General features: G+C 54.3%; 12 protein-coding genes. 7 read left to right on the top strand and 5 right to left on the bottom strand.

All coding sequences use genetic code 11. The features are described from left to right. Nucleotides 1-142: 142 nt before the first annotated feature. The 7 genes from LEPIL_RS13580 to LEPIL_RS23510 all read left to right on the top strand — a co-directional run bounded on the left by LEPIL_RS13580 (nucleotide 143) and on the right by LEPIL_RS23510 (nucleotide 6,450). Nucleotides 143-1,906, top strand: coding sequence for a sigma-54-dependent Fis family transcriptional regulator (locus tag LEPIL_RS13580; RefSeq protein ID WP_002773185.1), 1,764 nt, complete (start codon nucleotides 143-145; stop codon nucleotides 1,904-1,906). A gap of 69 nt (nucleotides 1,907-1,975) precedes the next feature. Then, nucleotides 1,976-2,764, top strand: a complete 789-nt coding sequence (locus LEPIL_RS13575) for a prohibitin family protein (RefSeq protein ID WP_002773184.1) — start codon at nucleotides 1,976-1,978, stop codon at nucleotides 2,762-2,764. 47 nt (nucleotides 2,765-2,811) lie between these two features. Then, a complete protein-coding gene (locus LEPIL_RS13570; protein WP_040918836.1) occupies nucleotides 2,812-4,194 on the top strand; it encodes a sensor histidine kinase in 1,383 nt (460 codons plus the stop codon). A 159-nt stretch (nucleotides 4,195-4,353) separates the two neighbouring features. Then, nucleotides 4,354-5,184: an LIC_13076 family protein gene (locus LEPIL_RS13565; protein ID WP_002773180.1), complete on the top strand. Its 831-nt coding sequence runs from the start codon at nucleotides 4,354-4,356 to the stop codon at nucleotides 5,182-5,184. A 16-nt stretch (nucleotides 5,185-5,200) separates the two neighbouring features. Continuing rightward, nucleotides 5,201-5,626, top strand: coding sequence for a hypothetical protein (locus LEPIL_RS13560; protein ID WP_002773178.1), 426 nt, complete (start codon nucleotides 5,201-5,203; stop codon nucleotides 5,624-5,626). Further along, nucleotides 5,623-6,084, top strand: coding sequence for a hypothetical protein (locus tag LEPIL_RS23815; protein ID WP_040918831.1), 462 nt, complete (start codon nucleotides 5,623-5,625; stop codon nucleotides 6,082-6,084). The genes LEPIL_RS13560 and LEPIL_RS23815 overlap by 4 nt, the downstream gene beginning before the upstream one ends. Nucleotides 6,085-6,147: 63 nt before the next feature. Further along, the gene (locus tag LEPIL_RS23510; RefSeq protein WP_143464700.1) at nucleotides 6,148-6,450 is read left to right on the top strand and encodes an alpha/beta hydrolase family protein; all 303 of its coding nucleotides are present in this window, start codon (nucleotides 6,148-6,150) and stop codon (nucleotides 6,448-6,450) included. Here LEPIL_RS23510 and LEPIL_RS13550 read toward each other — a convergent pair. The 5 genes from LEPIL_RS13550 to LEPIL_RS13530 all read right to left on the bottom strand — a co-directional run bounded on the left by LEPIL_RS13550 (nucleotide 6,430) and on the right by LEPIL_RS13530 (nucleotide 11,800). Next, on the bottom strand, nucleotides 6,430-7,200 hold the full coding sequence (locus LEPIL_RS13550; RefSeq protein ID WP_002773176.1) for an SDR family NAD(P)-dependent oxidoreductase: 771 nt from the start codon (nucleotides 7,198-7,200) through the stop codon (nucleotides 6,430-6,432). The genes LEPIL_RS23510 and LEPIL_RS13550 overlap by 21 nt on opposite strands. A 43-nt stretch (nucleotides 7,201-7,243) precedes the next feature. Next, complete coding sequence (locus LEPIL_RS13545) at nucleotides 7,244-8,275, bottom strand: SDR family oxidoreductase (RefSeq protein WP_002773169.1); 1,032 nt, start codon at nucleotides 8,273-8,275, stop codon at nucleotides 7,244-7,246. Beyond that, entirely contained in the window at nucleotides 8,272-9,180 is a 909-nt protein-coding gene (locus LEPIL_RS13540) for a bile acid:sodium symporter family protein (protein ID WP_002773168.1), read from the bottom strand. Before LEPIL_RS13540 ends, LEPIL_RS13545 begins: the two co-directional genes overlap by 4 nt. Before the next feature lies 1 nt (nucleotide 9,181). Continuing rightward, on the bottom strand, nucleotides 9,182-10,942 hold the full coding sequence (locus LEPIL_RS13535) for a thiamine pyrophosphate-binding protein (protein ID WP_002773166.1): 1,761 nt from the start codon (nucleotides 10,940-10,942) through the stop codon (nucleotides 9,182-9,184). A 114-nt stretch (nucleotides 10,943-11,056) separates the two neighbouring features. Continuing rightward, nucleotides 11,057-11,800 carry a sulfite exporter TauE/SafE family protein gene (locus tag LEPIL_RS13530; protein WP_078123386.1) on the bottom strand — a complete coding sequence of 248 codons (744 nt, stop codon included), beginning with the start codon at nucleotides 11,798-11,800 and terminating at the stop codon, nucleotides 11,057-11,059. Nucleotides 11,801-11,836 lie beyond the last annotated feature (36 nt).

The following is an 11,836-nucleotide window of genomic DNA, read 5'->3' as shown; positions in this document are numbered from 1 at the left end:
GAGGGTAACGATACTGTGTTTCAAAATGAAACACGCTACCGCATTAAAGTTTTCGTTCGTTGCTTATCCCGTGATCACGAGATATGAAAATTTCTTTACAATTCCGCGTGCCGATGCGAGCCCTGTTAGGGGGAGTCGTTACATGAGAATGCTTGCTGTAAAGCAGATGAACATACTGCGGCAATCGTGGATACGCAGTCGCAACTACGGTTTTCAGAAGGCCGATCATCCTGAGGGGAATATCTTAACAGGGAGGGCCTTGAAACAGAAGGTTGCCGAAAGGAAGTCGTTGATTCACCATACTCTGTTCGCCTTTGACGGCCTGTCGTCGGCTCTGCGTCAGTGGAACGCCCACGCCTTTTTAGTCGATGTTGACGGTACGATAATCGAATCGGTTGGGCACCGGGACTTTGAAAGGCGAGCCGCTCAGGTCCAGCTACAAAACGGGGCGAACTGGAGCGAGCAGCAGCGCGGAACAAACGCCATAGGTACAGCGCTCATAGAGAAGAAACCCGTCTCTGTGTTCGGACGGCAGCACTACCTTGCCGTCAACGGTTTTCTTTCCTGTGTGGCCGCTCCGCTTTTCTCCCCTGAGGGTGAGTTCATGGGGGTCATCGACATCAGTGCGCCGCGGGACATGATGCCGGGCATGGCTTTGCAGCTTGTTATGATGACGGTAGAGGCCGTACAGAATCGCATTCTATATGAAGATGCGCGTCGCAAGAATCTGCTTATGGTGGAGGAGCTGGAACATGCGGGCAGAATGCACGGAGTAGCGTTGATCTCACTTGATGCGGATCGCCGGATCGTGCGAGCCAACGGGCAGGCGCAGCGGCTGCTGGGGCGTCATTGTCTGGGGCAGCCGCTGTCAAGGCCGGATCTTTTCCGATTGGAGTCGGTATATGATAATACGGCAAAACAATGGTCCTTCGTCGGCTCAAACTCGAAAAACGATCGCGGCAGAGCGTTATCCGAAAGTCTGTTCGAATTCAAAGATATATATGGAAGCTGCCGGAGTATCGAGAGAGCCGTCGCTCTCGGGCGTCGCGCCGCCGCGGTTGATCTGCCCGTATTGCTGCATGGAGAAAGCGGAACGGGCAAAGAGCTGCTTGCGCAATCGATTCACTCTTACGGGAGCCGTGGGCCCTTTGTCGCAGTGAACTGTAGCGCCATCCCGGAATCCCTGATCGAATCGGAGCTGTTCGGCTATGTACCGCATGCCTTTACGGGTGCATCGAAGCAGGGTTCACGCGGGAAGTTCGTCGCCGCGCATCAGGGCACGCTTTTTCTCGATGAGATCGGCGATATGCCGCTCCGAGCTCAAGCGGCTCTTCTGCGTGTGTTACAGGAGAAATGTGTTTATCCGGTCGGAGCGGTTAAACCTATTCCGGTCGACGTACGCATCATAGCGGCGACCCATCGAAACCTTCCCGCCGAGATCGAAGCAGGCAGGTTCCGATCCGACCTCTACTACCGATTGAAGGTCATCTCGATCGAGCTTCCTCCGCTGCGAGAAAGGTCGGACCTTGAAGTGATCGCCCGAATGATGTTGATACGGATGGAATATCCTGAAACGGATCTTTCTGCCGAAGTGCTCAGGGCCCTGCATGCATATAGCTGGCCAGGTAATCTTCGTGAGCTGCATAACGTGCTTTCGCAGGCGGCCTTTCTGGCAGAAGGCGGACCTATCTGCACGGAGCATCTTTGTATCGAATGCCGCGAAGAGTCCGCTGAAGCTCTTTCCCTGCAACAATCCGATGCCCGGGCAATCATCAGGGCCATTCAGCTTGCAGACGGCAATATAAAGAAGGCCGCTCAAATCCTGGGCATAGGCCGAACGACTCTCTATCGCAAGATGAAGCTTTACAACCTTCAGGGCGAGTCGGCCGACGGCGCAGTCTCGTAAAAAAGACTTGTCGGCCACGGGACGAGCGTTACATTTTCCCGTTCTTGAACCAGAACCGGAGGACTCTCTATGGAACTTTTTAATCGTTTTCGCAGGCCGATACTTATCGCCGTCGGTATACTTGTGTTTCTCATGTTCTTGAATCCGATCGTGCTGATTCCCGCCGGTCATCGCGGAGTTCTCCTGAATCTTGGCGCCGTCAGCGACCGCATTTTATCTGAGGGGCTGAACTTTCGTGTGCCCATCATGCAATCGATCGTCAGAGTCGATGTGCGCATTCAGAAGCATGAGGTCGTAGCAAGCGCCGCATCACGAGATTTGCAGGAAATCAGCACGGTCATCGCCCTGAACTATCACGTAAATCCGGAGCAGGTCAATCTGATTTATCAAAACATCGGCGAGGACTACAGCGAGCGCATCATCGAACCGGCAGTACAGGAAACGGTGAAGGCAGTAACGGCGCGGTATACTGCCGTCGATCTTATTACAAACAGGCATGTCGTTACCGATGAAATTGAAAAGACGTTGCGGGAAAGGCTTGAACCGTATTATATAACCGTCGATCAGGTTTCCACCAAGGACTTTGACTTTTCCGAAAAGTTCAAGGCAGCTATTGAAGCGAAGCAGGAGGCCGAGCAACTTGCTCTGAAGGCACAGCGTGATCTGGAACGAATCCGAACGGAAGCGGAGCAGCAGATTGCAACGGCCAGAGCTGAAGCTGAGTCCTATCGTCTGAAAACGACGGCACTCAATCCTTTACTGCGAGACATGGAATGGATAAAAAAGTGGGACGGTAAGCTTCCCCAGGTGCAGGGAACGGGGGCTCCTCTGATTCAGATCCCCTTTCAGCAGCGTTAGAGGCTTTTTGCTTGCATCTGACGTCTCGGTTGGACGGATTGGATTCGATGGAAATGGACGTCCGGCCGATCTTTATCGCCTTTACCTGTATAACGATCTGGGGCATTTTCGTTTTGTTGATGGCCTTCCGGAAGCTTCGCGTATTCCCCGGCGCTCTTGAATGGATGCTTGGCTATCTGTTGTATGGGTCGGGAGTTCTGTTGATGGCGCTTCGCGGCTTCATTCCTGACGCCTTTTCGATATTTCTTGCTAACGCTCTATTGTTGATGGCTCCGGCATGCCTCACTGTAAGCATGAAGCGTTTTTCGGGAAAGGAGCGCGGAAAATACGCCATTCTGATCGCCGGCGCTTTCAGTGGGTTGATCTTTGCAGTCGTCGCCCTTGCCGGTGATTTAAAGGACAGGATCATAGCGTTTGCCCTGCTGCATGGCATGCTCTGGATTCCCTTCCTCGTTATCGTCATGCGCACACGGCTGGATTATCGGGCGTCCAGGGTATTAATGGGAATCGGTGCTTTGCTATTCATCGTATTCTCCTGGATTCGCATCATCCCATCCCTCGCGGGCCCCGTAACAGAGAAGGATTTTTTCACCGTTAGTGGATTGTTTGGCATATCGGTCGTCAGTATGCTGTCTCTTCCCATGCTTTTGCTTGGCGGTTATCTTCTTTTGATTTTAGAGCGTCTGATTGAAGATCGGCAGTCATTGGTGACCGAACTGGAAGAAACTGAGAAGGCTCGAGATCGTTTCGTAAGCATCGTATCTCATGACATCGGCGGACCTCTTGCCGCCGTTCAGATGGGACTGCACGTCGTGAACGAAGAGCTTGAGATAGGGCATAAACGAATGAGCGACGCAGAGCTTCGCGACGTTCTTTCCATGTTGAAAAGCTCCATCGAGCGAGTCCTTTCTCTGCAGCAGGGCCTTATCGAATTGTACCGGATGCAGCGCAAGCAGACTCGTTACAGTATTGAATCTGCCGACGTTGCGTCACTGCTTTCGCCTGTAGTTGAGTTCTTTAGGAAGGAAATGCTCGAAAGGAGCATCCAGTTCAATCTCGATATGCCGGCCGGCTTTTCTTCCATTCACTGTGACGTGAACAGTATGCGGGTCGTACTTCGCAGTCTCATCAGCAATGCCGTAAGATTCACGCAGAACGGAGGAAGTATATCGGTCCGCGTTTATGAATGGGAGAACTGGATCGTTATCCGAATTTTTAACAGTGGTTCGACGATTCGTCGCGAAACGATCGAGCAGATTCGTACGGGCATGAAGGTCGTCCCCATGAGGTCGGCGACGGGAGAATCGGGAAGCGGAATGGGACTTTTGCTCGCCTACGAACATATTAAAGGCAACCGTGCCGTACTTGAGATTCAGAACGTTACCGACGGCGTCGAATGTATGGTTCGCTTGCGAAGCCGTCCGGCGTGAGCATCGTTATATCTCTGCACATGAATTTGCTAAAATGGCTTGACGTATTTCTACAAATCCTGTTTCTTTCGAATATAGTTCGAAGAAGCGTCTGCTCTCAATACATAACGGCGCTCTCAAGCCCTAAAATGCCGACTCAGGTCGAAATCGGAGTCTTACATGCACAGGATAATCCCCTTTGCCGCCGCACTGATGCTGGCATCCTGCTCTTCAACAGTGATACAAAGCCCTTCGGGTACGACACCTGTTGCACTGGGCGGCCAGCAGAGCAATTGCACGCTCAAGAAATCGCAGAAGCAGTGGGGATTGCTTTTTGGCGTATATCCCTTTAAAAAGGCCGTGCTCGACGACTCTGTGCTGTCTCCCGATCGCTCCTACCGTATTAAAGAAAGTTATTCATGGCAGGATGCAACGCTGAGTATTCTTGGCGGTGCAGTGATGTCGTTGAATGTTAAGACCATTGACGTAGAGGAATGCGATCAACGCTTTGTGATCCGCACGCCCGCAGAGATCGAGAAAGAAGAAGAGCAGATCGTTCAGGCCGGCCTTGATCTTTATATGAAGCTGTCGTCAAACGATGGCGGTGAGACCGTTTTGATTCTCAAGTCCGGTGAAACAAAGATCGGACGTATCGAATCCCTTGATGAGCGCAGTATCGTCCTTCTAACAAAGATGAAGCCCGTAGAGGTCGAACCCGTCGATAGGATCGTGCTTCGCGGAGGACAGACCGTACTCGGCACTGTATTGCGTCAGAGCAAAGATGTCGTCGTCGTGCGCACGTCATCGGGCCTCAAGCATCTCAATAAAAAGGACATTCAGACGATCCTTTATTATAAGAAAAAGGCATCTGCTGATGAGAAGAAAGAGGATGAAGAGGCGATTGAGAGAGTTACGATAGCCCGTAACGACATACGCAGGATCGTATTGCGTGAGCCCGCAGCTGCCGCCACCCCATCAAGCCAGGATAAAAAGTCCGAAACTGCAAACTAAAGCAGGAGCAGAGCAAATGAAACGCATCGTGTTATTATCCCTTTTGTTCGGCTTGAATTCCTGTTTGCTTTTATGGAATGAGGCCACGGAAAAAAAGATGACATCTTCTGAATCCAGTAAGGCTCTTGCTCTGGCGGTGATGTCAGGAGTTGCCTGCACGGCTCCCACCGAAAGCGTGTTTATTGAGGACATCATGCCGCAGCAGGGAGACCTCCTGTTTCAGATATCGGGAACTGTTCCATCGGCTACCCATTATCTCTTTTTCGGAAAGACACTGCAAGCAACGAACTGGATTCTCTTCTATACGATTTCGGCCGCGGACTTTGACTCAAACGAGGGAACAATCCCCACACCTAATCCCGGGCTGGATGATTATATGATTCGCGCCGCTTCGAATGGATGCATTGGACCGGATTCAAATACCTTCTCACCGCAGGGATGAAGCGAAGAATGACGGTATTCCAGTCAATCAGACTCAGTGCGTGGATTCTTGCAGTTGTGTACCTCGGCTCCTGCATCCCTCTGTATAACTATATGGACGAACAATCAGGATCAGAAGCGGGCCCACCGTTTGAGCTGCTTCTGCCTGCCTTAACGCCGGTAACCTGTCCCGAGTTGCCGCCGCCGACTGTACACACTTATGCTGCGGGCGGAGATGTGAATCACTATATGCTCTCTGTTTACATAGATCCGGTTCCTGCGGCAACTCTGTATGCAGCATATGGTTCGTCTGAACAGCAAATGACTGCACAGAACAGCTCGCTTATTGGTGTCTTTGCCTTGCAGGGTTCGGAGCAGAACCGGTACATCCCTATCAACGGTCCCCAGCCGGAGCCTGCGCATCTTGCCGTTGCAGCGCGATCGGGCTCATGTGAAGGCGAATGGGCTCAGGTGAAATAGGCAGGCTACGGTTATCAGGAGGATCGTGATGATACGGGCTTTGTCCGTAAACTGATCGAGACGATGGCCACCCGCTATGGAATCGATCGCAGTCGTGTCTATGTAACGGGTATTTCGAATGGCGGCTTCTTCGCGAGCAGATTCGGATGCAATGCGCCCCTTTCCACAGTCCTGTCTGTCAGAGTTGGAGACGATCCGACGCGTGTAATCCGTCATGACTGGCAATGCCCCAGGTCGAAGCTTCAACTCTATGAAGTTCATGGCGGAGGCCATACCTGGCCAGGAGGAGTGCAGTATCTGGGAGCCGGTCTGATCGGACGAATCTCGAAGCAACAGTTCGTAGCCTCACGCTCTTTTCTTCATTAGCTTGATATATAGATTGGGAAAGATATTCCATACAAGGCGCGCAAGACGTGCCTGAAAAGGCATATAGAGCCGACGCCTGCGATCGATGATGGCATCGACGATACGGGCAGCGGCCGCATTCGCGGAAAGCTCGCCGGCCTTATGATGAGCGGCCGTATCGTTAACAGCCCGACTGCGAATACCTGTTTGCAAAAACGACGGATACACGACAAGCACGTTCAGGTCGGGCTCTTCGCTGCGCAGGGTTTCGAGAAATCCTGCGAGTGCATGTTTCGAGGCGGAGTAGGCCGTGCGATTCATCAGAGGAGCGAATCCGCTGACGCTTGATATGCCGACGATGACCCCTTCAGTAGAACGCAGGGACTCGATCAGCTCTTTTGCGAAGATGACAGCGCCGAAAACGTTCACCTCGAACACTTTAACGAACTGTTCGAAGGGCATTTCGCGAAAAGGCAGGATGCGCGTAATACCGGCGTTCAAGATCAAACCGTCGATCGGCTGCACGTCGAGGCCTTGCAGCGCCTGTCTGACTGCATTTGCATCGGTGATGTCGAGAAGCTGCAGGTGATGGTCTATGCCCTCTTGCTGTAAGGCCGCCGAGGCCGCTTTCAACGCCTCGGGATCGGCGTCAAAGCCGATGATGCGAGCGCCCATGCGGCCGAGCTCGGCACATAGAGCCAGCCCGAGCCCGCCGGCCGCTCCGGTGATCACGAAGCGGGCCCCGTGCAGCGTTCGTTTTTTCGTCTTCATTCGATGAATTCCTCTGGAATGGGACCGGATTCTAAAGCTATCGTTAGCCGTTTGTGCCGCTTGTCCCGTTCGTCCCGTCAATCTGCGCCTTGCAGAAAAAGTCAAAGGCCTCAGCGCTTGTTTTCTGCGGCACATATCCGAATACGCCTTTAAGTCTTGCGTTATCCAGTACGGGCCTGTACTGTAAGAATCGCACTTGTTCGGGGCCGTAACGGCTGACACCGATGGGTTTCAGGATACCGAAGAGGATTTTAAGAAGAAGCGGCGACCATCGGCGCACTGGTTTTTTCAGTCGGGCCGCTATCTCGTCGATGGTCATCCAGCCATCACCGGCAAGATTGAAGATGCCGGCCGGCGCGATAAACCGACCGGCCGGGTCGACTGTCAGGGCACGGCGGATCGCTCCGATGACGTCTTGATCCCAGATGAAAACAAACGGGCTATTCGAACCTTTTACGCCGGGCAGCGCCTTCTTCTTGAAAAGCGCCGTGATCTGGTTGTTCGTCATCTGACCGAGTATTGTGCCGACGCGAAAGATCACGATCTCGGGTAGCCGCTTCGTCGCCGTATGCCGCGCAAGCATCTCTTCGACGAGTCGCTTGTGATAGGAATAGGCGAATTCATAGTTCCCGCGCACGGGATCGCTTTCTTTCAGCGGCACGGGATTGTCGGCATGGTAGCCATATGCCGCTCCGCTTGACGTAACGATCAGTCGTCGTACTGCGGCGGCGACGCAGGCATCGAGCACGTTTTGCGTTCCGGTAACGTCGACTTCATATTCGAAATCCCTGCTGCTCTTTTTGCCCGGAGTGACGATCGAAGCGAGGTGAACGACGACATCAGGCCTGAAATCCAGAAACATACGCATCAGGGCGTCACGATCGCGCACATCGCATCGCATCTGTCTGCGTCCGGCGTGAGAAGCGTCTTTACCCGCCACCGTCACGGCGTCCTCTGCCGCTGGCGACTCAGGATGCGCAAAGCGAACGTCTGTTGCAAGAACGTCACAGTCGGTGAGGCCGGCGATCAGGTTTGATCCTGTATAACCACCGGCTCCCGTTACGAGCACCTTCATGTATGCTCCTCCGGCGGGCGCCGTGACCAGAAGGTGCCGAGCGCCATGCCCGAGATGATATGCCAGATGCCCCACCATGCGGCGATCAGAGCCATTCCGCCAAGGCCATGAAAGAACGTGAAGATGAGGGTTAGCCCGAGCCCTGAATTCTGTATGCCGACCTCGACGGCGACGGCGCGCCTGTCCGTTTCGCGAAGCCCGGCAGCAAAGGCCGAGAAGTATCCCGTTGAAAGGGCGATGGCGTTTTGCGCGAGCACATAAAGAACGACGTAGCCGACGTAGTTCAGGAAATGCGTCCAGTTGGCGGCCAGCGCTCCGAGAACGAACAGACCGAAAACGGCCATCGAAAAGATGCGCATCGGTTTTCGAAGCTTTCGGGCCACGCCCGTCGCCTTATGCGAGATCAGAAGCCCGAGTATCAGCGGAACGCCGAGCAACAGAAAAACGGAAAGCAGCATCTCAAGCGGATCAAGGGCGATTTCGGTAAGAAGCCGATCCGTATCGGGATTCATCGAGCCCCAGAACGTCAGGTTGAAGGGCGTCATAAAGATCGCCACGGCCGTCGAGATGGCCGTCATGCTGACGCTTAACGCCGTATTGCCCCTGCTGTAGTGCGTTATGAAGTTCGATATGTTTCCGCCCGGGCAAGCCGCTACAAGCATCATACCGAGTGCGATGCTCGGCGCAGGCCTGAAGATCATCGTCATTACCCATGTCAGCGCGGGTAGAAAGACGAACTGAGCGACAATTCCGATGATCACAGGCTTCGGAGTCACAAGCACGTGCCTGAAGTCGGTGAGGCGCATATCAAGCGCCACACCGAACATCACAAGGCCGAGGATCACGTTCAGGAGCATCAGCGAACCCGGGTTGAAGTTCAGCTGAATCTGATCGATGGGCAGCATCTCATTTCCCCTTCGGTTCGAGATGCATATCTTTGAAGTAACGTAATCCCGGAGCCCACATGTGTGCGACAGGATCGACATCCACATGGATGACGGCCGGGCGTCCACTACGGAGCGCACGATCGATGGCGGCTGCAAGATCCTCGTTTCGCTGAACGTGCTCGCCGTGAGCGCCCATCGCTTCGGCAAGGCGATCGAAGCGAATCTCGCCTAAATCTGCCGAGATATTCTCGCTCGGGTCAAGCTTCTTATAAAGAAGCATCTTCCACGGACGCAGCGTGAAGGACTGGTTCATCTTGACCATGCCCCACTGCCGATCGCAGAATACGACATAGAGAACGGGCAGGTTATGCCTGACGGCCGTTTCGATCTCTTGCGGATGAAATCCCATCGCCCCGTCGCCGATAAGGCAGCATATTTTCTTATCGGGACGTGCGACGGCGGCGCCTAACGCCTGAGCCACGCCGGCGCCGAGCATGCCGAATTTGAAGGTTGAAAGGATCGTGCCCGCCTTGCGTACCGGCCAGTAGAAATTCGCCCAGATGGCCGTGTTGCCGCCGTCGGCTACGAGAACGGCGTCATCACCGACGGCATCACGTACGGCGGCAACGGCTCGCGCCGGATGCACAAACTGGCTCTCTTTTGCAAGGGCGGCGTCGAGTTTCGCCCGATACTTCTCGCGGTATTTCGCGAACTGTTCGAGAGATCGCTTGCGTCGCGCCACATCGATGCGGGCGACGTTCTGACGCAGCTCATCGGCAAGCAGAAGTAGAAACTGCTTCACATCGCCCAGAATAGCCAGATCGGCCGGCTTGTTGGCGCCGAGAATCATGCCATCCTGATCGACCTGGATCATCTTCTGCTGCGAAGGATGCTTCCAGTAAGGGGCCTTTCCCCACCAGTCCGTTTCGCCGATGCGTGAGCCAAGCGTCAGCACGACGTCGGCGGCGTTGCGGATGCGATGGTTAAGCTGTACGTCCACCATGGGGATGGCCAGCTCGGACGTATCGCGAAAGGCGCCGCGGGCCGCCCAGCTTGTCGTAACCGGAGCGTGCAGCAGCGCGGCGACGGTCTCCAGTTCCTCAAAGGCCTGTGCATGATAGATACCGCTGCCTGCATGAATGATGGGCAGCTCGGCAGAGATAAGCATCTCGGCGGCCTGTTTGATCTGCTCGTCAGATGGCATGATCGGAGTCGTGCGTCGATAGCGATGCGGCTGTCTGAAGTCGGGTGAGGCCTTCACCTTACCGTTCATGATGTTCTCGGGAATATCGACATGAACGATGCCCGGTCGGCCCTCATAGCAATGACGCAGAGCCATGCGCAGTATCTCTGGAATGCGATCAAAGGACGGAACGGCGACGCTGTGCTTGGCGATCTTGCCGATGACGCCGACCTGATCGAAGCACTGATACGTACCTCCGCGATCTGGATACATGATGCCCGTCCGTCGCGCGCTTGTGATGAGCAGCACTCGATTGCCTTCGGCCTGCTCGACGACAAGGCCGGGTAGAATGTTCGCCACGCCCGGACCGTTCGACGCCATACAGACGCCGAGCTTGCCGGTTAACCGTGCGTACGAGGCCGCCATATGCGCGGCGCTTGTTTCGTGGCGAGGAGTAATGAGCTCCATCTTCTCTTTCACCACGGATGAATAGAAGCCGAAATAGGTTCCGTCGATAATACCGAAAACCTTTTCTACTCCTTCCTGTTTGAGGATCCGTGCGACGACGGCTCCTCCGCTCCACTCTTCTGCACTCATCGTTTCTCTCCTCTTTTCTTTTCGTTACGGATCATTTCAACAATGGCTTTGCACACAGCGAACATAGAATCCACTTGAAAATCAGGGATTCTATAGAATATTGCAGCGTCAGATTTACACAAGAAGCGCTCCGGCAGAGAGGGCAAGAAGGCCCTGCAGCGTTATGCGAAACGAGCGTTCCGATACGCGGCCATGCAGCCACTCTCCGGCGCGAAGGGCAAGCGGGATGGCGGGCAGCAATAGAAGAAACTGCCGGCTCTCTTCGCCGGCGAATCTTCCGTTCGCGAAATACAGGCCGAGCAGCGCTCCGTTCAGAATCAGCCAGACCGCCGTTAATGTCGCGCGAAAGGCCTGCCGTGTCATCGCCATGCGGCTCAGGGCATGCACAAGCGGTGGGCCTCCCGATGCATAGATGCCATGGATGACTCCGGCGATAAGAATCCAGAATGAGCCGATGACGCTGCTTGCATGTGTTTGCGTTTCGTCGGCCTTCATCTGCTCCTTTTTAAAGAAAAGCAGATACAGTTCTCGCAGCGAGAAGCCAAGAATAAGAACGCCGAAGACGCGACGCAGTATCGGACCTTCAAGCTGTTCGTCGAGCAACACCCCGACGATCACGCCCATGCCCATCAGCGGCAGGATGCGCAGAAGTAAGAAGCGCACGTCGATCTCGGAGTGCCTTTTATAAAGAATCCACAGACAGAGCGGGATGTTCAGGGCAACAAGCACGGGCAGTATCGTGCGAATCGGGAAAAAGAGCGAGCCAACTGTGAGCGCCACAACGATGCTGCCAAAGCCTGTCATGGCCTGTGCCGTGTAAGAGAAGAACACAAGCGAGCCAAGCAGCAGTAGATCCACGTAAGAGAGCACGGGATTATTATAGCAAAGGTTGTG

It is taken from the genome of Leptonema illini DSM 21528 (assembly GCF_000243335.1).
GTDB lineage: Bacteria > Spirochaetota > Leptospiria > Leptospirales > Leptonemataceae > Leptonema > Leptonema illini.
This window is presented reverse-complemented; position numbering and strand designations above follow the sequence as displayed.